We start from the raw sequence: 22,116 nt of genomic DNA, 5'->3' as shown, positions 1-22,116 counted from the left end.
CCAACAAAGCCAGGACCCTGAACGCAGCCTGATGAAGACACCTAAAAGAATCGAACCGTTGATCGAAGACGGCCTTGTCGACGAAGTACTACGGCCGTTGATGAGTGGCAAGGAAGCCGCTGTGTACGTGGTGCGCTGTGGCAGCGAGGTACGCTGCGCCAAGGTCTATAAAGAAGCCAACAAGCGCAGTTTCCGCCAGGCCGCCGAATACCAGGAGGGCCGCAAGGTACGCAACAGCCGTCAGGCCCGGGCCATGGCCAAGGGCAGCAAGTACGGCCGCAAAGAAGCCGAAGATGCCTGGCAGAACGCCGAAGTGGCAGCGCTGTTCCGTTTGGCCGCCGCAGGTGTGAGGGTGCCCAAGCCTTACGACTTCCAGGACGGCGTGCTCCTGATGGAGCTGGTCACCGATGCCGATGGCGATGCGGCCCCACGGCTGAACGACGTACACCTCGAAGCGGAGGATGCCCGCGCGTTCCACGCCTTCGTCATTCGCCAGGTCGTGCTGATGCTGTGCGCCGGAATGGTGCATGGCGACCTGTCCGAGTTCAACGTGCTGCTCGGCCCGGACGGGCCGGTGATCATCGACCTGCCGCAGGCAGTGGATGCAGCCGCCAACAACCACGCCTTCAGCATGCTGCAGCGCGATGTGGACAACATGGCCCATTATTTCGGGCGCTTTGCCCCGGAGCTGAAAAGCACCCGCTATGCGCAGGAGATGTGGGCGTTGTACGAGGCCGGCGAGTTGCTGCCCGACAGCCCGTTGACCGGGGTGTTCGAGGATGACGAACATGAAGCTGATGTAACCGGGGTGATGCGTGAGATCGACGCCGCCCGGATGGACGACGCTCGCCGCCGTGCAGCACGCGCCGAGGCCGAGCATGGGCCGGCCAAGGCAGAGGAGGTAACGCCGCCCTGGCTGCAGTAGTTTATTCCTGTACCGCCTCTTCGCGGGTTTACCCGCGAAGAGGCCAACACAGGCAAACCCCGGCCGTTGCCATTGACGCAAGACACAATCTCGTCATTTAGCCTTTTCACTGGCGCGCGACAGGCATAAGGTATACGCCGTTCAAATTCCCTGGAGCTGTCATGTCCAACCAATTCCCGTCCGTTCGTCCCCGCCGCCTGCGGCAGAACGAGTCCCTGCGCACGATCTTCCAGGAAACCGAGTTCCGCCTTGAAGACCTGATCCTGCCGATCTTCGTCGAAGAGGGCATCGATGATTTCGTGCCGATCACCAGCATGCCCGGTGTCAACCGTATCCCCGAGAAGCTGTTGGCCCAGGAAATCGAGCGCTATGCCCGCGCCGGCATCAAGTCGGTGATGACCTTTGGCGTATCGCACCACCTGGATGCCGATGGCAGCGACACCTGGAACGAAAACGGCCTGGTTGCGCGCATGTCGCGTATCTGCAAGGACACCGTGCCGGAAATGGTGGTGATGTCCGACACCTGCTTCTGCGAATACACCAGCCACGGCCACTGCGGCGTGCTGCATGACCATGGCGTGGACAACGATGCCACCCTGGCCAACCTGGGCAGGCAGGCAGTCATCGCCGCTGCTGCCGGTGCCGACTTCATTGCCCCCTCGGCGGCGATGGACGGCCAGGTGCAGGCTATCCGCAGTGCCTTGGACGGTGCCGGCTTCCACGACACCGCGATCATGGCCTACTCGACCAAGTTCGCCTCGTCGTTGTATGGCCCGTTCCGTGAGGCCGGCGGCACCGCACTGAAGGGCGACCGCAAAAGCTACCAGATGAACCCGATGAACCGCCGCGAAGCGGTGCGCGAGTCGCTGCTCGACGAGCAGGAAGGGGCGGACGTGCTGATGGTCAAGCCGGCCGGTGCCTACCTTGATGTGATCGCCGACATCCGCGCCGCTTCGCGCCTGCCACTGGCGGCGTACCAGGTGAGTGGCGAGTATGCGATGATCAAGTTCGGCGGGCTGGCCGGTGCCATCGACGAAGGCCGGGTGGTGCGCGAAAGCATTGGCGCAATCAAGCGTGCCGGTGCCGACCTGATCCTGACCTACTTCGCCATGGACCTGGCGCGCGAAGGTATCTGAAGCCAGGCCTTGGTCATGAAAGCCGCTGCCATTGCAGCGGCTTTTCTTTGTGCGCCGTTGGGTGGTGCCGCAAACGCACAAAAAAACAGTAAGCGCTGAATTATTTAGTGTCCTGTTGTATCTGATCCCTTAGAGCATTCATCGACAGGGATACGGGTATGAAACCTCGCAAGAAAAGCGTCCAGCCAATCGGCCTGAAGGACATCACCATCGTCGACGACGCCAAGATGAAGAAGGCGATCACAGCCGCCGCGCTGGGCAACGCCATGGAGTGGTTCGACTTTGGGGTATATGGCTTCGTCGCTTATGCCTTGGGCAAGGTGTTTTTCCCCAACGCCGACCCCAGCGTGCAAATGATCGCGGCCTTGGCCACCTTCTCGGTACCGTTCCTGATCCGGCCTCTTGGCGGGTTGTTCTTCGGCGCCTTGGGCGACAGGTTCGGGCGGCAGAAGATCCTTGCCGCAACCATCGTGATCATGTCCCTGAGCACCTTCGCCATCGGCCTGATACCGTCCTATGCAAGCATTGGTATCTGGGCGCCGATCCTGTTGCTGCTGGCCAAGATGGCCCAGGGCTTTTCGGTGGGTGGCGAATACACCGGTGCCTCGATCTTCGTTGCCGAGTACGCGCCTGACCGCAAGCGCGGCTTTCTCGGCAGCTGGCTGGATTTCGGTTCGATTGCCGGCTTTGTCCTGGGCGCAGGGGTGGTGGTGCTCATTTCCACGGTGCTGGGTGAAGAAAAATTCCTCGACTGGGGCTGGCGCCTGCCGTTCTTCCTGGCCCTGCCGCTGGGCATCATCGGCCTTTACCTGCGCCATGCGCTGGAAGAAACACCTGCGTTCCAGCAGCACGTCGACAAGCTGGAGCAGGGCGATCGTGAAGGCCTGGCGTCCGGGCCCAAGGTGTCGTTCAAGGAGGTGGCCACCCAGCACTGGCGCAGCCTGGTGACCTGCATCGGCGTGGTAATTGCCACCAACGTCACCTACTACATGCTGCTTACCTACATGCCCAGCTACCTGTCGCACAACCTGCACTACAGCGAAGACCATGGCGTGCTGATCATCATCGCGATCATGGTCGGCATGCTGTTCGTGCAGCCGATCATCGGCCTGCTCAGCGACAAGTTTGGCCGACGGCCGTTCATCATTGTCGGCAGTGTCGGCCTGCTGGCCTTGGCCATTCCGGCATTCATGCTGATCAACAGTGGGGTGCTTGGGCTTATTTTCGCCGGCCTGCTGATCATTGCCGTGCTGCTGAACTTCTTCATCGGCGTGATGGCCTCGACGCTGCCGGCCATGTTCCCCACGCACATCCGTTACAGCGCCCTGGCCAGCGCCTTCAACATCTCGGTGCTGATCGCCGGCCTTACCCCAACCCTCGCTGCGTGGCTGGTGGAGACCACAAACGACCTGTACATGCCGGCCTATTACCTGATGGTGATCGCCGCTGTCGGCCTGGTCACCGGCCTGACCATGAAGGAAACCGCCAACAAGCCCCTGCGCGGCGCAGCACCCGCGGCATCGGACATCGAAGAGGCGCGTGAACTGCTGCAGGAGCACCACGACAACATCGAGCAGAAGATCGAGGACATCGATGCGCAGATCGCCGAGCTGGAAGCCAAGCGCGAGAAACTGGCACTGCAGCACCCGCGCATCGAATGATCAGCGCGGCATGTAGCCACGCTGCCAGGACCGCGGAATGAACCGCGATATCAGCGCCAGCACGCAGGCCAGCGCACAGCTGCCGGCCAGCGCCTGCAGGCCCAGGTGTTGCTGCAACCAGGCGCCGAGCGCGGCGCCCAGCAACATGCCGGCCCAAGGTACCAATTGCACCCGCCAGCCGTTGCGCCGCTCGCCCAGCAGCCAACGCCCCAGGCCGCGGCCGAAACGCGACAGGGCGCCCGTTACGTAAGTCAGGCCGATGGGCAGGCCATTCACCTGCTCGACTACCGCATTGATCATGCCCATGGCCAGCGTGGCCGCCAACAGCGCAGGGAAGGTGGCCGGCAGCGGCCACGCTGCCGCGAAAGCCAGCAGTGCGGCAACCACCAACAACACCGGCCAGGCTCGACGGCGCAATCCGTGAGCCAGGAGCACACCCAGCGCATTGCCCGCGACGAAACCCAGTACGGCGCCACTGAGGCGTAGCACAAGGGCCAGGTCAGCTTCACTGATGGCCACCGCCAGGCGTGTGGTGTTGCCACTCATGAACGACACGAAATCGCCCAGTGCCAGCAAGCCGATGGCATCGGTCATGCCGGCCAGCACCGACAGGGCGGCGACCAGGCCGAGGCCGACGCGACCACGCATTACCTGCAGGCGCAAACGCCTGGCTGTGCGCGCGGGGAGGGCGTTAGGGAGCATGTGCAGGCCTCAGGGCAGCAGGTTTTCGCGGGCCAGGGTACCTTTGATGGTGCGCTCTACCACATCGACCAGCACCATGGTCTGATGGTCGACCTCGATGTTGAGCAGCTCACCTGGGTGGTAGCTGGCGAAGGTGGTCTGCCGCAGGGTTTCCGGGATCAGGTTGATGGTGATCACGTTGTCCTCCACGTCAGCGACCGTCAGGCTGCAGCCATTGACCCCGATGAAACCACGCGGGAACACGTACTTGCCCCATTGCGGCGGCATGCGGAACTTGATGAAGGCGCCGGTTTCCTTGATCGACAGCTCGACGATCTCGGCGGTGGTGGCGATGTGGCCAGCCATCAGGTGGCCGCCGACTTCGGCGTTCATCTTCGCCGAACGTTCGATGTTCACGCTCCGGCCAGGCTTGAAGCTGCTCAGATTGGTGCGTTCGAGGGTAGCGGTCATGGCGTCGAACCTGACTTGGCTGCCGTTGATTTCGGTCACGGACAGGCAGGTACCTTCGACACTGACGCTGGCACCGATTTTCAGCTCGTCGAGCAGTTCCGGGGTGAGGTCGATGGTGAACTGGTTGTGGCCCGGGTAGGTGGTCACATCAAGCAGAGGGCGGACGGCCTGGACGATGCCGGTGTACATGGAGTTGCTCCTGGGCACGGAAAAGAAAACTTCCGAACGCTATGCCCGTAGCGCAGTAAATGCAAGACCGGCTTCCTGGCTGGCAAGCCGGCTTGCGAGTCTGGCGCCTGCGCGGGGCAGGCGGCGTGCTTGTGGGCGAAACCGGTTTGCCGACGGCAGGGCCACTGCAGATTCAAACATGCCCGCTGCTGTTGACGATCCGCAGGCACAGCGCCTCGTACGGATCCAGGTTCACCATCAGGCGCCCGTCCTCGGTCAAATCGCCTTCGACCGTCTCGTTGATCATGTCGACCACCGGCCCAGGTGTGAACCCGGTCAACAGCAGTTCCTCGGCAATCGCGTCCTGGCCGAAGTTCAGCGCAGTGATCTGGATACCGCGCCCGGCTGGCAGCTCGTGCACCATCACCAGCAGCCCCGGGCTGCTCACCTCAGGTACCAGCACCTGACGGCTGGTGGCGATGCCGTAGGCCTGGCGCACAGCCAGCAGTTTCTTCACCTTGCAGGCAAATGAATCACTCTCGTCCAGCTGCCTGTCCAGGCTGCCGTACAGCGCCCGGGCACGCGGCATGCCCCGCACAGAAGCCTCTGCCTGTGGGTCAAGCCCGGCCAGGTCATAGCCGCCCCGGTGAATCCAGCGGGTATCGCCATCGAGCATGCGTTCGGCAACCGCTTCGGCGGGCAAGGGCAGGGCACCGACCAGGTCCCAGCCGGACAAGGCGACCACCCCCGGCTGCATGGCGTTGTACATGACCAGCAGCAGGTGCACCTTCTTGATCAGTTCGATATCCGCTACGCCAATCTGTTCGAGGTCGCGAATACCCAGTGCAGCAGCGATCAGGCTGGCGGTGGTGCAGGCAATGCCGTTGGTCACGAAGCGCAGGTTGTACGGCGCATGTTCCCCCGACAGCCGTTCGTAGATCTCTTCGCGGATATGCTCACGCAGGATGCTGCCAGGCAGGGTCTGGCCCTTGTACAGGTACATGTCGTGCGCGTGCAGTGTCCAGAAGTGCACCAGCTCCACGGTCAGCTCGTCATGGTTTTGCAGGGCATGGATCAGCGAGGCCGGGTCGATGCCGAAGGCGTGCATCTCCTTGAGCATCAGGCGCAGGAACTCGGTGTCGCCCGTCAGCAGCGCATGCTGGTAGGCCGGCCGGGTAATGAAATCGTAGGACAGGTCGGCACCACCCTTGGACATCTGCGCAATGTCATCGAGGGTCAGGTTCAGCTCCTGGAAGCTGAAACCGCCGGCCTTGCGGATCATGCCACCGATCAGCTGGTTGCCGACGAGCGACAGCGGGTGGCTTTCTGACCAGGCGGTGCCGCTGGCGCGGGTTTCCACGCCGAGAAAGCCGTTGGCGTCCAGGCGCAGGCCGCGTGCACCCAGGCAGTCCAGCGCGTGCAGCGCGTCACCAATGATCATTTGTTGGGCGGCGAAGGTAGGGTCCAGCCAGTTCAATGAGGGCTGGCCTTCCTTGAAGTAATGCAGGTACACCCAGCGGCGGGTCTTGCCGTCGACGCCTGTGATCGGCGGCGTGGCGCTCCAGTCGGTTTCCTTCACGCCCGGCTCGAAGAAGATTACCCGTTGCAGCTGGCCAACGATGTAATGGCGCGCCTTCAGCTCGTCACACTGAGCTGGCAGCAGATTGACCGCATCGCGCCCGGCGGGCACCTCGGGCAGCAGCGTCCAGTCTTCTTCACGGATCTCGACCATGTGGTACAGCCCCGGGTAGGGGCCATGGGCGATCTCGGCCAGGCGGAAGTCGGCGCCCTTGCCGGTGTGCGAGGGGATCAGGTCGTCGATGGTCACGGCATTGTGCGCAGCGGCCATGCGGCTCATCTGGATCAGTTCCTGCTCGCTGCCGTACAGTGGGTCGATGTCGAAGCTGATGCGGTCGAAGTTGCCGTCCACGCTGGGGGTGAGTTCGCGGCCGCGGATGCCACCGGACAGTTTGATCGGGCCGGTGTGCAGGCCCTGTACGCCGATCTCCGACAGGCGCTTCCACAACGCTTCGTGGGCCAGGGCACCGAGCACCGAGCAACCCTCGGGCGCGATGATGGCGTCGGGGTAGACGGTCAGCCACACCGAGGCGATTTCGGTGGCGCGGCGGGGCTGGGCCTCGGCATAGGGGTGTTGCCACAGTCGCGACTGGCCTGAGTACAGGCTGGCACGCGCCTGGGAGGCCTTGAGCATGGCGCGGTCTTCGAGCCATTTGACGTATGACGGGTCGGGCTGGGTCATTTCGCGTCCTCTTTGCGTGTCGGCACCGGCTCAGATTATGACGGCATTGCGGCGTGAACGTTCGGCTCGAGATGGGTGTTGGTTTCTTCGCGGGCTTGCCCGCTCCCACAGGCTGCCATACCGCTGAAGATTTGCGCTGCACCTGTGGGAGCGGGCGCGCCCGCGAAGAGGCCGGGCCTGCAAAGGCAGGATCAGCGCCTTGCCGACAACTGCTGCGGCGCCAGAAACGCATCATGGAAGTAATTGCGCACCGCCTGCATCGCCGGGCTGAATGCCCGTTCCCGGTGCCAGGCCAACCCCACGCTCATCGGCGTGACCGGGTCGCTGATGGTCACCGTCTCGATGCGCTTGCCCTCCAGCGACCACGGCCGGTGCACCAGGTCCGACAGGATCGCCACTCCGCTGCCATTGGCGACCATGCTGCGCACCGCCTCCACCGAGCTGGTCCGCACCCTTACGCTTGGCCGTTGCCCGGCCTGCTCCCAGTAGCGCATGGCACTTTGCTCGGCCTCGTCGACGGTCAACAGAATGAACGGCTCACAGGCCACCTCGGCCAGGCTCACGGCCGAGCGCTCGCACAGCGGATGATGCCCGGTCAACCACAGCCGGCGCTCGGAGTTGAACAGGGTTTCCGAGACGATGTCGGGATGAGTGAGGTTGGCGGTGAGCACCACCGCCATGTCGAAACGCCCCTCCAGCAGGCCTTGCTCGATGGCGCTGCGCTCCTGCTCGTAAAGCTCCAGGGTCACGCCCGGATGCCAGTGCTCCAGGCGCTGCAAGTGGTGCGGCAGGAAGTAGCCGATCACCGTGTAACTCGCCGCCAGGCGCAACAGGCCACTGGCACGCACGTCCGGTAGTGGGCTGTTCAACGCATCGTCGACACTGCGCAGGATGACGTAGGCACGGTTCAAGAAGTGGCGGCCGGCTTCGGTCAGGCTCATGCCTTGGGCCGAGCGCTGGAACAACAGCACGCCGAGCATCGCTTCCAGCTCCTTGATGGCCGTGGTGACTGCCGACTGGGAGATGTTCAGGTGGATCGCCGCTTGCGAGATCTGGCCGATTTCAGCGGTGGCAACGAAGTAGCGGACCTGGCGCAGGGTGAGTGACACGGTAGGCTCCCGGGGTATCTGTTTTTCAGAAGGTACCCCATCTGTTTATAGATCTTCCCAAGGGGGTGCGGAGAATCTAACGTGGCTTGCATGCAGTCACAAGTGCCAGGAGACGCGGTCATGCAAGCAGTGGATTTCAACTCGGACATGGGTGAGGGCTTTGGCCCGTGGACTATTGGCGACGGCGTCGATCACGAACTGATGGGCTACATCAGCAGCGCCAACATCGCCACCGGTTTCCATGCCGGTGACCCCGGCACCATGCGCCGCACCGTCGAGCGCGCCAAGGCACTGGGCGTTGCTGTGGGGGCACACCCGGGGTTCCGTGACCTGGTCGGCTTTGGCCGCCGGCATATCAATGCCTCGGCGCAGGAACTGGTGGACGACATGCTCTATCAATTGGGCGCGCTGCGTGAAATCGCCCGTGCCCAGGGCGTGCGTCTGCAGCACATCAAACCGCACGGGGCGTTGTACATGCACCTGGCGCGTGACGAAAAAGCCGCGCGTTTGCTGGTGGAAAACCTGCGGGTGATCGAGCCGGAACTGCTGCTGTTCTGCATGCCAGGTTCGGTGATCTGTCGCATTGCCCAGGAACTGGGGCAGCCGGTGATTCGCGAGTTCTATGCCGACCGCGAGTACGACCTGAGCGGGTCGATCGTGTTTACCCGCAATGTGCGTGGCTACGAGCCCCAAGCCGTCGCCGAGCGGGTGCTGCGTGCTTGCCGCCAAGGCGTGGTGCGCACGGTCGAAGGCCAGGACCTGGCGATCGAATTCGATTCCATTTGCCTGCACAGTGACACCCCGGGCGCGCTGGACCTGGTCGAGGCCACGCGCAAGGCACTGGATGCGGCCGGCATCGTGGTGCGTGCACCGCGCTGAACCCGTCAGGCATCCGGCAAACCGACACGCCGGAGCCCGTGCATCTTGTTTTCGCCTGCCTTTCTATAAAGATTTCAAGAAAAGGAACTGTCATGGCCGAACCGCTTGCTACAACCCCGATCCGTTACAGCTTCGGCGCCGACGAGCACCTGTTTGCCGAAGTCAGCGAAAGCATGTCGCTGGAGGCCTTTTTCAAGGGTATGGCCGTCACCCGTGCAGTGGAGCGCATGGCCCTGGATGGCGTACTTGATGTGTGCCTGGCCAATGCGTCGTTCCAGGTCCGCTTCGACCCGGACCGTATCGCCCCCGAGGCACTGCTCGAAGCCGTGCGCGGCGCCGAAGCGCAGGCGGTGGCCGAGCGTTCGTTGCAGACGCGGATCATCGAGATCCCGGTGCTGTACAACGACCCCTGGACCCATGAAACCCTGATGCGTTTTCGGGATCGCCACCAGGACCCGACCAGCACTGACCTGGAGTACGCCGCGCGCATCAACGGCCTGGCCGATGTCGAGGCATTCATCGCCGCCCACAGTGGCGCGCCATGGTTCGTGTCGATGGTCGGCTTTGTCGCCGGCCTGCCGTTCATGTTCCAGATGGTCGAGCGCGAGCGGCAGCTGCAGGTGCCCAAGTACCTGCGACCCCGTACCGACACGCCCAAGCTCACCCTGGGCCATGGCGGCTGCTTTGGTTGCATCTACTCGGTGCGCGGGGCCGGGGGCTACCAGATGTTCGGCGTCACCCCGGCACCGATCTACGACCCGCAGCAGACCTTGAATTACCTGAAAGAGCACATGGTGTTCTTCCGCCCAGGTGACATCGTGCAGTTCAAGCCTATCGACCGCCGCACCTACGACCAGGCGGTGGCGGAAGTGGAGGATGGCTGCTTCGACCTGCGCATTCGCCCGGTGGCGTTTTCCCTGGACGCCTTCCTCGCCGACCCGGTCGGCTACCCCAAATCGTTGCAGGAGGTGCTGGCATGATCAAGGTACTCAAACCGGGGCTGGCCACTTCTGTACAGGACCTGGGCCGCGAAGGTTACTACCACCTGGGTATCCCACCGTCCGGCGCACTCGACCAGTACTCCTTGAGCGCAGCCAATCACCTGGTGGGCAACCCGGCCGGCGCTGCGGGCCTGGAGTGTGCGCTGGTGGGGCCGGAGCTGGAGTTCCAGCAGGACGCACTGGTCGCTGTGTGCGGTGCGCAGATGCCAGCGTTGCTCGATGGCCGCGAGCAGCGCCCGGACACTGCGTTTGCCGTGCGGGCGGGGCAAGTGTTGCGTTTCGGCTTTCCAACAGCGGGCGCCCGGGCCTACCTGGCAGTGGCCGGAGGCATCGATGTGCCCGAGGTACTGGGTAGCCGGTCCACCTACGCGCTGGGCGCGTTGGGTGGCTTTCATGGGCGCAAACTGATGGCGGGCGACCTGCTGCCGGTCGGCGTGCCCAGCGGCAAGACCCGTGCCGGTGCAAGCTTGCCCATGGCCCTGCGTCAGGCCCTGGGGGGCGAGGTGGTGCTGCGGGTGGTGCCTGGGCTGTACTTCCACCGCCTGACCGAAGCTGCAGCGCAACGTTTCTTCACCGACGCCTGGACGGTTGGCTCCGAAGCGGACCGTATCGGCTATCGCTACAAAGGCGGCAGCGCCTTGAGTTTCCAACCGCGCGAGCAGCCGTTCGGTGCGGGGTCGGACCCCTCCAATATCGTCGACAGCTGCTACCCAATCGGATCGATCCAGGTGCCGGCAGGGTTGGAACCGATCATCCTGCATCGCGATGCAGTGTCGGGGGGCGGCTACGCCATGATCGGCACGGTGATTAGCGCCGACCTTGATCTGATCGGGCAGATGCAGCCCAACCAGCAGGCGCGGTTTCTGCCGGTGAGCCTGGAGCAGGCACTGGAGGCGCGCCGTTCGTACAAGAAGAAACTGGCCTGCCTGGCCAGGCTCTTCAGCTGAGCATGATGTTTTCGCTGTAGCTGCGGCCTTGTGTCTCGACGGGGCCGCAACAGGCTCCGCGGCTACACCGAGCGAGCAGGCTTGCTGATGGTCTTGCCGGTTTGCGAGGCCACCTCAAGGGCTTGGCCGTCTCGCTGTTTGCCTTGGCGCGCCAGGCCTTCAAGCTGCGGTATCAGCATGCCTTCCGGCAAATGCCGCCAGAACCGCCCTGGCATGTGCAGGCGCAAGGCGTCCGGGTTGAGGCGGGCCGGGTTGAAGGTGTGGCGGTAGTAGGTACGCCAGAGTTCGGCGCCGGGGTCTTCGGCGTTGCGGGCCCACTGGCGCCAGGGCTCGGGGCACTGTCGCTGGTAGTCGAACGACTGGCCGTCGAAGCGAATGCCATCCTGTGGCGTGGCAATCAACCAGCGCAAACGCCCCAGGCGGTCGGCAAAATGCGCGCTGGCACTGTGCAGAATGTCGTGTGCCGGCTCGTGATAGGCCACCAGATCCAGCTGCAAGTGCTCAGCCAGTTCCTCAGGCAACGGCACGAAGCGTACAAACGCGTGCAAGTGATGCGCCTCGCGGGTTACCTGCTTGATGCGCCGTTGCAGCTCACTGCCCAGCCGGTCACCGGCCAGCATTGCCGTGCGGTCGCCATGGGCGACGCGCCACAGCACTTCATACAGCAGGTTCCAGCGCTGCTCGCCACGGTAGCGAGAGGCCTGCTCCAACTGGCTCAGCAGTGCGGCCGGGACTTTGGCCCGGAAAGGGCCAGGCCCTTCAGGCGGCGCAGCCGGCACGGCCAGCAGGTCAGCCATCGGGCCTTGCGACCAGGTGACTTCTGACGGGTCGATGCCATGGCTCAACAATACGCGGGCCTGCTCGCGCCAGGTGGCGAACAGGTCGTCGCAGTCGAGTGCGATCACCCCCATAACCCCATCTGCACGGGCGCTGGCGGCTCACTCAAGCGCGCTCGCAGCAAGCCGCTGCGCAGCTCGGCCTGGGCGGGTCGGTAGTCGCTGGTAACGATGAACGGCCGTGCCTTGTCCAGCACGCAGCGCAGCTGGATCAGGTCGTCATAACGGATGCGCCGCTCCCGGCGCAGGGCGACCAGGCGCTGTACGCTGCGCAGGCCGATGCCGGGGATACGCGCCAGTAGCGCAGGTTCCGCGCGGTTCACGTCCAGCGGGAACACGTCGCGGTTGGCCAGCGCCCAGGCCAGCTTGGGGTCGATGTCCAGTGCCAGGTTACCGCTGTGGCCCAGCAGCTCGCCAGCCTTGTAGCCATAGCCACGCAGCAGGAAGTCGGCTTGATACAGGCGGTGTTCGCGCAGCAGCGGTGGTGCGGCGAGGGGCACGCTGCCGGGGCTGTCGGGGATCGGGCTGAAGGCAGAGTAGTACACGCGCTTGAGGCCGTAGCCCTGGTACAGCGACTCGGCATTGCGCAGCAAGGTACTGTCGTCGGTGCTGTCGGCGCCGACGATGACTTGGGTGCTCTGCCCGGCCGGGGTAAAGCGCGGCGCCCTGGGCTCGTTGGCCACGGCCTGCTGGCCCTGATGAATCACGCCCATGGCCTGGCGAATGGTGCGCCCTTGCTTTTCCGGCGCCAGGCGCTTGAGGCTGGCGTCGGTGGGCAGTTCGATGTTGACGCTGAGGCGGTCGGCCAGGCGCCCGGCTTCTTCGATCAGCAGCGGGTCGGCATCGGGGATGGCCTTGAGGTGGATGTAGCCGCGGAAGCTGTGTTCTTCGCGCAACAGCCGGGCCACACGGATCAGCTGCTCCATGGTGTAGTCCGCCGAGCGGATGATGCCAGAGCTGAGGAACAGGCCGCTGATGCAGTTGCGCCGGTAGAAGTCCAGGGTCAGGCGCACCACTTCCTCGGGGCTGAAGCGTGCGCGCGGCACGTTGCTGGAGCGGCGGTTGACGCAGTACTGGCAGTCGTACAGGCAGAAGTTGGTCAGCAGTACCTTGAGCAGTGATACGCAGCGGCCGTCGGGGGTGTAGCTGTGACAGATACCCATGCCGTTGGTGGCACCCAGGCCGTCAGCGCCCCGCGAGTTACGCTTGGGCGCGCCGCTGCTGGCGCAGGACGCGTCGTACTTGGCGGCGTCGGCCAGGATGCCGAGTTTGGCGATGAGTTGCATGGCGCTGTCTGGCTATACTGAATATTCATACAGTATTTTGAGATTTGATGGATTGCAAGCAGTTTGCGCCAGCCATGCCCGACCCTAACCGTCAGCTAAGCTTTGGCTGAGTCTTGCAGGGCAACGAGGCATGGGAGAGGTTATGAAGATCACCATCAAGCCAACATTGGCGCTGGCCGGTCTGGCGTGGGCAATCGCTATGCTCAATGCCCAGGCTGCAGAAACCCGAAAGGTCGATGTGCTGCTGGTAGGCGGCGGCATCATGAGTTCCACCTTGGCTGTGTGGCTCAACGAACTGGAACCCGGCTGGTCGATGGAAATGGTCGAGCGCCTGGACAAGGTGGCCGAAGAAAGCTCCAACGGCTGGAACAATGCAGGTACCGGCCACTCAGCCCTGGCTGAGCTGAACTACACGCCGGAAAAAGACGGCAAGATCGACATCAGCAAAGCGGTGGAAATCAACGAATCCTTCCAGGTGACCCGGCAGTTTCTTGCCTGGCAAGTGAAACAGGGCGTGCTGAAAAACCCGCATTCGTTCATCAACACCACCCCGCACATGAGCTTTGTCTGGGGCGATGACAACATTCGTTTCCTTAAAAAACGCTACGAGGCCCTGCAAGCCAGCCCGTTGTTCAAACCCATGCAGTACTCCGAAGACCACGAGCAGATCCGCAAATGGGTCCCGCTGATGATGGAAGGCCGCGATCCCAACCAGAAGCTGGCCGTGACCTGGACGCCGATCGGCACCGACGTCAACTTTGGCGAGATCACCCGGCAGTATGTGGGTTACCTGCAGACGCGGCCGAACTTCGATCTCAAGCTGTCGAGCGAAGTGCAGGACATCACCCGTAACGACGACGGCTCCTGGCACGTCGAGTACAAGAATCTGAAGAATGGCAGCAAGGCAGCCACCGATGCCCGGTTCCTGTTCATCGGCGCTGGCGGGGCGGCACTGCCGCTGCTGCAGAAGTCGGGTATCGACGAGGCCAAGGACTATGGCGGCTTCCCGGTCGGTGGCTCGTTCCTGGTCACTGACAACCCGGCTATCGCCCAGCGCCACATGGCCAAGGCCTATGGCATTGCCGCAACCGGTGCGCCGCCCATGTCGGTGCCGCACCTGGACACCCGGGTACTTGATGGCAAGCGCCTGATCCTGTTTGGGCCGTTCGCCACCTTCTCGACCAAGTTCCTCAAGCAGGGCTCATTGCTTGACCTGCTCGCCAGTACCAGCGTGCACAATGCCTGGCCGATGGTGCGGGTAGGGGTACGCGAGTTCGACCTGGTGCAGTACCTGATCGGGCAGGTGCTGCAATCGGACGATGACCGCTTCGAAGCGCTGCGCACCTATTTCCCCGAGGCGAAGAAAGAAGACTGGCGGCTGTGGCAGGCGGGCCAGCGGGTGCAAATCATCAAGAAAGACGAAGCGTTGGGCGGCGTGCTCAAGCTCGGTACCGAGGTGGTGACGTCCAGGGACGGCAGTATCGCCGGCTTGCTGGGGGCCTCTCCCGGTGCGTCGACCGCTGCGCCTATCATGCTCGATGTGTTGAACAAGGTGTTCAAGAACAAGGTGGCGTCGCCCGAGTGGCAGGCCAAGATCAAACAGATCATCCCGTCCTATGGCATCCGCCTGAACGACCACCCGGATCAGCTAGAGAAGGAGTGGGCATATACCAACGAGGTGCTGCAGCTTGAGCCGCCTGTCAGTCCGCAGCGCCCTGAGTCGATAAGACCGGCTGACAGCCAGGGAGTGGCCAGCCGGTAATCATTGCAGTCAAGCTGGCGCAATCTTGCCACGTCCGATGCCGTAGTAAGTCAGCCCTGCCGAGGCCATGTGCTCGGGTTCGTACAGGTTGCGGCCATCGAACACCACCCGGTCGGCCAGCTGCTGCGGCACCTCGTCCAGGTTGAGCACACGGTAGTCCTGCCATTCGGTGACGATCACCAGGGCATCGGCGCCCCGCAACGCATCGTCCTTGCAGGGCACCAGCTGCAGGTCGGCACGCGGGCCGTAGTGGCGCCGGATTTCTTCCATGGCCTGAGGGTCGTGAGCCTGCACCCGCGCGCCCGCGGCCCACAACGCTTCCAGCAGGACCCGGCTGGAGGCTTCGCGGATATCATTGGTATTGGGCTTGAACGACAACCCCCACAGGGCAAACACCTTGCCCCGCAGGCCGCCGGGGTAGTGGCGCTGGATCTTGCTGAACAGCCGGCCCTTCTGCTGCTCGTTGACCGACTCTACTGCGCGCAGCAACTGTGTCTCGAAGCCTTCCGCCTCGGCACTGTGGCGCAGGGCTTGCAGGTCTTTGGGGAAGCACGAGCCGCCAAAACCGCAGCCGGCGTAGATGAAGTCGTAACCGATGCGCGGGTCCGAGCCGATGCCACGGCGCACCATTTCGATGTCGGCCCCCAGGTGCTCGGCCAGGTTGGCGATTTCGTTGATGAAGGAAATCTTGGTGGCCAGCATGCAATTGGCTGCGTACTTGGTCAGCTCGGCACTGCGCGCGTCCATGACCATGAACTTTTCGCGGTTGCGGTTGAACGGCAGGTAAAGCTCGCGTAGCAACTCCACTTCGGCCGCTTCTGCGCCACCGATGATGATGCGCTGGGGGCGCATGCAGTCGTCCACCGCAGACCCTTCCTTGAGAAACTCCGGGTTGCTGATCACCTGGAAGCGGCTGGTATCGGCCACGGCCTGGGCGATGCGTGCCTTGATGCGGTGTACCGTACCCACCGGCACGGTGGACTTGTTGACGATTACTTTGGGCCCGTCAGCGTGTTCGAGGATGCTGTCGACCACGGCGAAAACGTGCTTCAGGTCGGCGCTGCCGTCGGCTTGCGGTGGGGTACCGACGGCAATGAACTGCAACCGGGCATAGTTGGCAGCGGCTGCGGCATCCGTGGTGAAGCGTAGCCGACCGCAGGCGAGGTTCTTCTCCAGCAGCGGCGCAAGGCCGGGCTCGAAGATCGGGCAATGGCCTTCACTCAGGCTGGCCACCCGATCGGCATCGACATCCATGCACAACACCGAATGGCCTACCTGGGCCAGGCACACCGCCTGGGTCAGGCCGACATAGCCGGTTCCGAAAACCGTGACCTTCATTTGACAGCTCCTTGATAGGAAAGCTGAAAAAAAATGTCACATCGTTGTTTAGGAATTGTGACCTGAGGGAAATGCTCGTGGGCCATATGGCCGTTATTCCACGTCGCCCAGGCAGAGCATCTAAACTTACTGACAGCTCGCGGTAGCGTGTTGTACCGCGAACGAAAACCCTTGAACCGACCACCGCCTTCCCGGAGCGGACGTCCCTCGTTGGCGATGGCCTTCTTGCAGAGGAGGGCAGGTCATGGACGAGGCAAGGCTTCACGATTTCATGGGCAAGCTGGTGGGCGACATGGGCGCAGCGGCGACGCTGGCCAATGTCATTCTCGGCGATGAACTGGGGCTGTACCGGGCCATGGCCGACAGCCAGGCGGTCACCCCTGAGCAACTGGCGGAAAAGACCGGCTGCCACCCGCGGCTGGTGCGCGAATGGTTGAATGCCCAGGCGGCATCGGGCTACATGGTCCATGACAAGGGTAGTTTTGTGCTGCCTGAAGAACAGGCCATGGCCCTGGCGCTGGAGGACTCCCCGGCCTACATGGCCGGCGGCGCGGCGGTGGTGGCGGCGCTGTTCCATGACAAGGACAAGCTGGTAGCCGCCATGCGCGGCGATGGCGGGTTGGCCTGGGGCGATCACCACCCGTGCATGTTCAGCGGTACCGAGCGGTTTTTCCGGCCGGGGTATCGCACCTTCCTGGTAGCGGATTGGCTGCCGGCACTGGAGGGTGTGGTGGCCAAGCTGCAGGCGGGCGCCAAGGTGGCGGACGTGGGCTGCGGTCATGGTGCCTCGACGCTGGTGATGGCGCAGGCGTTTCCGGCGTCGACCTTCGTGGGGTACGACTATCATCAGCCTTCGATCGTCACCGCCACCGCGCGTGCGCGGGAAGCGGGGTTGGAGGGGCGGGTGAGCTTCCAGCAGGCCAGCGCCAAGGAGTACCCGGGGCATGACCATGACCTGGTGTGCTTCTTCGATTGCCTGCACGACATGGGTGACCCGGTCGGGGCAGCCCGGCATGCCTACCGTGCTTTGAAGGCTGATGGCACGGTCATGCTGGTTGAGCCGTATGCCGAGGACTCGCTGGAGGGTAACCTGACACCGGTCGGGCGCTTGTTCTATGCGGCGTCGACGTTTATCTGCACGCCCAATTCGTTGTCGCAGGAAGTGGGGCTGGGGTTGGGGGCGCAGGCCGGGGAGGCGCGATTGCGGGCGGTCTTCGAGGAGGCAGGGTTCAGCAGGTTCCGGCGGGCGACGCAGACGCCGTTCAACCTGATTCCGGAGGCCCGCAAGTAGAGCGTGATCCTGCACCGGCCTCTTCGCGGGCTTGCCCGCTCCCACAGGTTACGTGCTTATTTCAGGCCTGTGGCTATCCTGGACTGCCCGCGAAGAGACTGGACCTGGAAAGCAGAAGGGGCGCCATGTGGCGCCCCTTCTGTTTGTTGCTTAGGCTTCAGCGTCCCAAGGACGATCGCCTTTTTCATCTTTGACGCGGGTCGGCAGGCCCATCACGTCCAGCGCCTTGAGGAACGGCTCGGCTGGCAGCTCCTCGACGTTGACCATGCGCTTGGCATCCCACTCGCCACGAGCGACCAGCAGGGCAGCGGCCACTGGCGGTACACCGGCGGTGTAGGAAATGCCCTGGCTGTCGGTCTCGGCATAGGCTTCTTCGTGGTCGGCCACGTTGTAGATGAACACTTCGCGCGGCTGGCCATCCTTGGTGCCTTTGACCAGGTCGCCGATGCAGGTCTTGCCGGTGTAGCCAGGGGCCAGCGAGGCCGGGTCTGGCAGTACGGCCTTGACCACTTTCAGCGGTACCACTTCCAGGCCTTCGGCGGTTTTCACCGGTTGCTCGCTGAGCAGGCCCAGGTTTTTCAGAACAGTGAACACGTTGATGTAGTGCTCGCCGAAGCTCATCCAGAAGCGCACGTTCGGGACGTTGAGGTTCTTCGAAATCGAGTGAACTTCATCGTGGCCGGTCAGGTACAGGTTTTGCGAGCCTACCACTGGCAGGTCGTCGGTACGCTTGACCTCGAACATGGTGTTGCTGGTCCACTGGCTGTTCTGCCAGCTCCACACTTGTCCGGTGAACTCGCGGAAGTTGATTTCCGGGTCGAAGTTGGTGGCAAAGTACTTGCCATGCGAACCGGCATTGACGTCGAGAATATCGATCGAATCAATGCTGTCGAAATACTGCTGCTGCGCCAGCTTGGCGTAGCTGTTCACCACACCCGGGTCGAAACCGACGCCGAGAATGGCGGTAATGTTCTTTGCCTGGCACTCTTCGAGGTGTTTCCACTCGTAGTTGCCGTACCACGGTGGGGTCTCGCAGATCTTGCCCGGCTCTTCGTGGATGGCGGTGTCCAGATAGGCGACACCCGTATCGATGCAAGCACGCAGCACCGACATGTTGAGGAAGGCGGAACCCACATTGATCACGATCTGCGATTCGGTTTCGCGGATCAGCGCCTTGGTTGCCTCGACATCGAGGGCATTGAGCGAGAAGGCCTGGATGTCGGCGGGTACCTTGAGGCTACCCTTGGCCTTGACGCTGTCGATGATGGCCTGGCATTTGGAGATGTTCCGTGACGCGATGGCGATACGACCCAGTTCGTCGTTATGCTGCGCGCACTTGTGGGCCACCACCTTGGCGACACCTCCTGCACCAATGATAAGAACGTTCTTCTTCAATTTACCCTTTGCTCCTTACTTGAAAGCCGGTCTTACGACAGGCTGGAAACGTAGTCTTCGAAACCGAACTCGCGGACGACTTCGACGCTGCCGTCGAGCTGCTTGACCACGATGGAAGGCATCTTCAGCCCGTTGAACCAGTTTTTCTTGACCATGGTGTAACCCGCCGTGTCGATGAACGACAGGCGATCGCCAATGGCCAGCGGACGGTCGAATTGGTACTCGCCGAAGATGTCACCGGCCAGGCATGACTTGCCGCAGACCATGTAGGTATGCTCGCCGTCATTGGGGGCCATCTTGGCGTTGAGGCGGTAGATCAGCAGGTCGAGCAGGTGCGCTTCGATCGAGCTGTCGACCACGGCCAGGTGCTTGCCGTTGTACAGGGTATCGAGCACGGTCACTTCCAGCGAGGCGCTGTTGGTGATGGCGGCTTCGCCGGGCTCCAGGTAAACCTGCACGCCGTATTTTTCCGAGAACGCCTTCAGGCGCGCGCAGAAGGCGTCTACTGCATAGTCTTCACCGGTGAAGTGAATGCCGCCACCAAGGCTGACCCACTCGACCTTGTGCAGCAGGTGGCCGAAACGCTCTTCGATGTGCGTGAGCATCTTGTCGAACAGGCCGAAGTCACCGTTCTCGCAGTTGTTGTGGAACATGAAGCCGGAGATCTGTTCGATCACCTGCTCGATCTTCGCCGGGTCCCATTCGCCCAGCCGGCTGAACGGGCGGGCCGGGTCGGCCAGCAGGTAGTCGGAGCTGCTGACCTGCGGGTTGACGCGCAGACCACGCACCTTGCCTTCGGATTGTTCGGCAAAGCGTTGCAGCTGGCCGATCGAGTTGAAGATGATCTTGTCGCAGTTCTCAAGCATCTCCTCGACCTCGTCGTCGGCCCAGGCCACGCTATAGGCATGGGTTTCGCCGGCGAACTTCTGGCGGCCGAGCTTGAGCTCGAACAGGGAGGACGAGGTGGTACCGTCCATGTACTGCTGCATCAGGTCGAACACCGACCAGGTGGCGAAGCACTTGAGGGCGAGCAGCGCCTTGGCACCGGAGTGTTCGCGCACGTAGGCGATCTTCTCCATGTTGCTGAGCAGCTTGGTTTTATCGATGAGGTAATACGGCGTCTTGATCATTTAAAGGCCCCCGGCCAGGCCGGCCAAAAAAAGGACACGCATTGTGCCTTCACTTGCCGCAGACCGAAAGGGCGGGATACGCATTTCGTCAGGGTTGACGCCATTGCGTGGGCTTTTCGGTTGCGGCGAGCCTAGTAGATCAGGTGGATGTGACTGTCGTAATCACCCCCGACAGATGGCAGCTTCAGTCTGCCTGCTGCAGCCAGGCCTGAATCTGCTCCAGTGTTGCGGTAGCGCCGCCACAGACCACCACCAGGACATTGCGCAAGGCGCCCAGTGCCTTGGCATCATAGGCCACTGCCAACGCCGCCCCGCACGCGGGCTCGACCAGCACACGGTGGTCCAGCAAGAACCGCTCACAGGCCTCCAGCGCTGCGCGATCGCTGACCAGATGGCTGTGCACCGGATGCTGCTGCACGCACATCAGCGCCTGATCAGCCACACGCTTGGCCCCCAGCGACGTCGCCACCGAGGCGATGCGCTCCAGCTCCACCGAATGCCCGGCCTGCATGGCCGCATGCAGCGACGCCGCGCCCTCGGTTTCTACTGCCAGCACCGGCACATCGCCCCAGCCATTGCGCTTGAGCCCCTCCACCACGCCACTGAGCAAGCCGCCCCCGCCGACTGACAACACCACCGCGTCCGGCTTCAGGCCGGCCTCGGCCACTTCATCCACCAGGCTGGCATGCCCGGCCCACAGCAGTGGGTCGTCGAACGGGTGGATGAAGGCATCGTTCGGGCCTACCAGTGTCTGTGCCAGGGCGTTGGCCTCTTGCCAGGAACTGCCGTGCACCACCACCTTGGCGTCTTCCAGGTGCAGCAGCTGCTTGGCCCGTTCGGTGGTGGTTTCGGGTACCACCACGGTCACCGGTACCCCCAGCTTGCGTCCGGCATAGGCAACTGCCAAACCGGCATTGCCACCTGACGAGGACACAAAGTGCCGGGCGCCACGCGCGTGGTGAACCTCGCAGGCGTAGCCTACACCGCGCAGTTTGAACGAACCGCAGGGTTGCAGGGCGTCGAGCTTGAGCCAGATATTACGACCGGCCGCCAACGACAGCGGGCGCGACTCGATCAGGGGGGTATGAATGTGCAAGGTCATTGGCTGGCTCCGCGTAGTTGCTCGAGGTAGTTGTAAATGGTGTAGCGCGTCACGCCGAGGGCGCTGGCAGCCTTCTCGACGCCGCCCTTGACGATGAACAGGCCGCGCTCCTGCATGACGCGCACGGCCTCGACCTTGGCCTGTTTGTTCATCCGCCCCTGGCCGCTGCGCTGCAGGGCGGCCTGGATGATCTCGCTCATCAGCAGCTCCATGTCGGCAGGTTCGTTGACCGCAGGTATGGCCCCCAGCGGCTGCAACTGCTGGAGAAAGCTCATGGCTGCATCCAGGCCGGTGACGTCGGTGTTGACGCACAGGCTGGCGAACGGGTGGCCGCTGCTGTCACGGAAGATAGCCGTGGCACTTCGTAGCGTGCGGCCTTTGAGCGTAGTGGGGTAATCGGGCAGCACCACCGGCTCACGGCCGTGCTGGTCGGCCGAGGCCTGCATCAGTGCCTTGAAGCCCTGGTCCTGCTCCGGTGCGGCGAGGATCGGGCTGCCTACGCTGCGGCCGGACAGATGACCGTTGACGATCGCCACCACCGAGTGTTCGGGGTGGTCAAGGTCGTGCAGGAGTATTTCCATGTTGCGCGCGGCAACGCTGCCCAGGGCCTGGATGGCGGCCTTGAGCACGGTGAGGGTGAGTTGGCGTTCTTCGCTGGGGGTGATAGGCATGGCAGATCGCAAAATCAACTGTTTGTGTATTTTTACACATATGGTTGAAATTCGCGATCTGCTTTTA

19 protein-coding genes are annotated in these 22,116 nt (G+C 63.1%); 8 read left to right on the top strand and 11 right to left on the bottom strand.

What is annotated here, in order from left to right:
* Positions 1-31: 31 nt before the first annotated feature.
* The 3 genes from ACI7M0_RS14525 to proP all read left to right on the top strand — a co-directional run bounded on the left by ACI7M0_RS14525 (position 32) and on the right by proP (position 3,722).
* Positions 32-925 (top strand): PA4780 family RIO1-like protein kinase, encoded by an 894-nt coding sequence (locus ACI7M0_RS14525; protein WP_019437052.1) that lies wholly within the window; start codon positions 32-34, stop codon positions 923-925.
* A gap of 161 nt (positions 926-1,086) precedes the next feature.
* On the top strand, positions 1,087-2,061 hold the full coding sequence (hemB, locus tag ACI7M0_RS14520) for a porphobilinogen synthase (protein ID WP_020192985.1): 975 nt from the start codon (positions 1,087-1,089) through the stop codon (positions 2,059-2,061).
* A 158-nt stretch (positions 2,062-2,219) separates the two neighbouring features.
* Positions 2,220-3,722, top strand: a complete 1,503-nt coding sequence (proP, locus tag ACI7M0_RS14515) for a glycine betaine/L-proline transporter ProP (protein WP_010953816.1) — start codon at positions 2,220-2,222, stop codon at positions 3,720-3,722.
* Here the strand turns inward: proP and ACI7M0_RS14510 are convergent, their stop codons facing one another.
* From ACI7M0_RS14510 to ACI7M0_RS14495, 4 genes are all read right to left on the bottom strand, one after another.
* On the bottom strand, positions 3,723-4,424 hold the full coding sequence (locus tag ACI7M0_RS14510; protein WP_104961834.1) for a YoaK family protein: 702 nt from the start codon (positions 4,422-4,424) through the stop codon (positions 3,723-3,725).
* A 9-nt stretch (positions 4,425-4,433) separates the two neighbouring features.
* Positions 4,434-5,063, bottom strand: coding sequence for a riboflavin synthase (locus tag ACI7M0_RS14505; protein WP_020192987.1), 630 nt, complete (start codon positions 5,061-5,063; stop codon positions 4,434-4,436).
* Positions 5,064-5,235: 172 nt separating this feature from the next.
* Entirely contained in the window at positions 5,236-7,302 is a 2,067-nt protein-coding gene (gene treS, locus ACI7M0_RS14500) for a maltose alpha-D-glucosyltransferase (protein WP_129932498.1), read from the bottom strand.
* A 191-nt stretch (positions 7,303-7,493) separates the two neighbouring features.
* A complete protein-coding gene (locus ACI7M0_RS14495) occupies positions 7,494-8,411 on the bottom strand; it encodes a LysR family transcriptional regulator (protein WP_129932497.1) in 918 nt (305 codons plus the stop codon).
* Positions 8,412-8,531: 120 nt separating this feature from the next.
* Here ACI7M0_RS14495 and ACI7M0_RS14490 point away from each other — a divergent pair, with 120 nt between their 5' ends.
* The 3 genes from ACI7M0_RS14490 (at position 8,532) to ACI7M0_RS14480 (ending at position 11,238) form a co-directional block, all read left to right on the top strand.
* A complete protein-coding gene (locus ACI7M0_RS14490; RefSeq protein ID WP_129932496.1) occupies positions 8,532-9,290 on the top strand; it encodes a 5-oxoprolinase subunit PxpA in 759 nt (252 codons plus the stop codon).
* A 92-nt stretch (positions 9,291-9,382) separates the two neighbouring features.
* Positions 9,383-10,270, top strand: coding sequence for an allophanate hydrolase subunit 1 (locus tag ACI7M0_RS14485; RefSeq protein WP_049586156.1), 888 nt, complete (start codon positions 9,383-9,385; stop codon positions 10,268-10,270).
* Positions 10,267-11,238, top strand: a complete 972-nt coding sequence (locus ACI7M0_RS14480) for a biotin-dependent carboxyltransferase family protein (protein WP_129932495.1) — start codon at positions 10,267-10,269, stop codon at positions 11,236-11,238. Before ACI7M0_RS14485 ends, ACI7M0_RS14480 begins: the two co-directional genes overlap by 4 nt.
* Before the next feature lie 62 nt (positions 11,239-11,300).
* On the opposite strand, the gene ACI7M0_RS14475 is transcribed toward ACI7M0_RS14480, so the two are convergent.
* Together ACI7M0_RS14475 and ACI7M0_RS14470 are read right to left on the bottom strand one after the other, a co-directional pair.
* Positions 11,301-12,149: a TIGR03915 family putative DNA repair protein gene (locus ACI7M0_RS14475; RefSeq protein WP_020191324.1), complete on the bottom strand. Its 849-nt coding sequence runs from the start codon at positions 12,147-12,149 to the stop codon at positions 11,301-11,303.
* Positions 12,140-13,360 carry a putative DNA modification/repair radical SAM protein gene (locus tag ACI7M0_RS14470; RefSeq protein WP_014591219.1) on the bottom strand — a complete coding sequence of 407 codons (1,221 nt, stop codon included), beginning with the start codon at positions 13,358-13,360 and terminating at the stop codon, positions 12,140-12,142. Before ACI7M0_RS14470 ends, ACI7M0_RS14475 begins: the two co-directional genes overlap by 10 nt.
* A gap of 142 nt (positions 13,361-13,502) precedes the next feature.
* Between ACI7M0_RS14470 and mqo the strand changes: the two genes are divergently transcribed.
* Positions 13,503-15,122 (top strand): malate dehydrogenase (quinone), encoded by a 1,620-nt coding sequence (gene mqo, locus ACI7M0_RS14465; RefSeq protein WP_012052522.1) that lies wholly within the window; start codon positions 13,503-13,505, stop codon positions 15,120-15,122.
* 9 nt (positions 15,123-15,131) lie between these two features.
* Here mqo and ACI7M0_RS14460 read toward each other — a convergent pair whose 3' ends face one another.
* The gene (locus ACI7M0_RS14460) at positions 15,132-16,460 is read right to left on the bottom strand and encodes a UDP-glucose/GDP-mannose dehydrogenase family protein (protein ID WP_020191326.1); all 1,329 of its coding nucleotides are present in this window, start codon (positions 16,458-16,460) and stop codon (positions 15,132-15,134) included.
* Between the two features lie 244 nt (positions 16,461-16,704).
* Here ACI7M0_RS14460 and ACI7M0_RS14455 point away from each other — a divergent pair, with 244 nt between their 5' ends.
* Positions 16,705-17,751 carry a class I SAM-dependent methyltransferase gene (locus ACI7M0_RS14455; RefSeq protein ID WP_405314326.1) on the top strand — a complete coding sequence of 349 codons (1,047 nt, stop codon included), beginning with the start codon at positions 16,705-16,707 and terminating at the stop codon, positions 17,749-17,751.
* 150 nt (positions 17,752-17,901) lie between these two features.
* On the opposite strand, the gene ACI7M0_RS14450 is transcribed toward ACI7M0_RS14455, so the two are convergent.
* From ACI7M0_RS14450 to ACI7M0_RS14435, 4 genes are all read right to left on the bottom strand, one after another.
* The gene (locus ACI7M0_RS14450) at positions 17,902-19,146 is read right to left on the bottom strand and encodes a saccharopine dehydrogenase family protein (RefSeq protein ID WP_003248123.1); all 1,245 of its coding nucleotides are present in this window, start codon (positions 19,144-19,146) and stop codon (positions 17,902-17,904) included.
* Between the two features lie 32 nt (positions 19,147-19,178).
* Positions 19,179-20,276 carry a carboxynorspermidine decarboxylase gene (nspC, locus tag ACI7M0_RS14445; protein ID WP_003248125.1) on the bottom strand — a complete coding sequence of 366 codons (1,098 nt, stop codon included), beginning with the start codon at positions 20,274-20,276 and terminating at the stop codon, positions 19,179-19,181.
* A 184-nt stretch (positions 20,277-20,460) separates the two neighbouring features.
* Entirely contained in the window at positions 20,461-21,378 is a 918-nt protein-coding gene (locus ACI7M0_RS14440; RefSeq protein WP_129932748.1) for a pyridoxal-phosphate dependent enzyme, read from the bottom strand.
* A complete protein-coding gene (locus ACI7M0_RS14435) occupies positions 21,375-22,049 on the bottom strand; it encodes a transcriptional regulator (protein WP_104961827.1) in 675 nt (224 codons plus the stop codon). The genes ACI7M0_RS14440 and ACI7M0_RS14435 overlap by 4 nt, the downstream gene beginning before the upstream one ends.
* Between the last annotated feature and the right edge of the window lie 67 nt (positions 22,050-22,116).

The sequence above is a fragment of the Pseudomonas sp. 10(2024) genome (assembly GCF_045164175.1).
GTDB lineage: Bacteria > Pseudomonadota > Gammaproteobacteria > Pseudomonadales > Pseudomonadaceae > Aquipseudomonas > Aquipseudomonas alloputida.
The sequence above is the reverse complement of the archived record's forward strand: the minus strand, read 5'-3'. Positions and strand labels throughout refer to the sequence as shown.

Coding starts and splice junctions, on each gene's coding strand:
- ACI7M0_RS14505 (WP_020192987.1), bottom strand. CDS start 5,063: ATGTACACCGGCATCGTCCAGGCCGTCCGCCCTCTGCTTGATGTGACC.
- ACI7M0_RS14525 (WP_019437052.1), top strand. CDS start 32: ATGAAGACACCTAAAAGAATCGAACCGTTGATCGAAGACGGCCTTGTC.
- mqo (WP_012052522.1), top strand. CDS start 13,503: ATGAAGATCACCATCAAGCCAACATTGGCGCTGGCCGGTCTGGCGTGG.
- treS (WP_129932498.1), bottom strand. CDS start 7,302: ATGACCCAGCCCGACCCGTCATACGTCAAATGGCTCGAAGACCGCGCC.
- ACI7M0_RS14480 (WP_129932495.1), top strand. CDS start 10,267: ATGATCAAGGTACTCAAACCGGGGCTGGCCACTTCTGTACAGGACCTG.
- ACI7M0_RS14470 (WP_014591219.1), bottom strand. CDS start 13,360: ATGCAACTCATCGCCAAACTCGGCATCCTGGCCGACGCCGCCAAGTAC.
- ACI7M0_RS14475 (WP_020191324.1), bottom strand. CDS start 12,149: ATGGGGGTGATCGCACTCGACTGCGACGACCTGTTCGCCACCTGGCGC.
- ACI7M0_RS14455 (WP_405314326.1), top strand. CDS start 16,705: ATGGACGAGGCAAGGCTTCACGATTTCATGGGCAAGCTGGTGGGCGAC.
- ACI7M0_RS14460 (WP_020191326.1), bottom strand. CDS start 16,460: ATGAAGGTCACGGTTTTCGGAACCGGCTATGTCGGCCTGACCCAGGCG.
- nspC (WP_003248125.1), bottom strand. CDS start 20,276: ATGATCAAGACGCCGTATTACCTCATCGATAAAACCAAGCTGCTCAGC.
- ACI7M0_RS14510 (WP_104961834.1), bottom strand. CDS start 4,424: ATGCTCCCTAACGCCCTCCCCGCGCGCACAGCCAGGCGTTTGCGCCTG.
- ACI7M0_RS14485 (WP_049586156.1), top strand. CDS start 9,383: ATGGCCGAACCGCTTGCTACAACCCCGATCCGTTACAGCTTCGGCGCC.
- ACI7M0_RS14490 (WP_129932496.1), top strand. CDS start 8,532: ATGCAAGCAGTGGATTTCAACTCGGACATGGGTGAGGGCTTTGGCCCG.
- proP (WP_010953816.1), top strand. CDS start 2,220: ATGAAACCTCGCAAGAAAAGCGTCCAGCCAATCGGCCTGAAGGACATC.
- hemB (WP_020192985.1), top strand. CDS start 1,087: ATGTCCAACCAATTCCCGTCCGTTCGTCCCCGCCGCCTGCGGCAGAAC.
- ACI7M0_RS14435 (WP_104961827.1), bottom strand. CDS start 22,049: ATGCCTATCACCCCCAGCGAAGAACGCCAACTCACCCTCACCGTGCTC.
- ACI7M0_RS14440 (WP_129932748.1), bottom strand. CDS start 21,378: ATGACCTTGCACATTCATACCCCCCTGATCGAGTCGCGCCCGCTGTCG.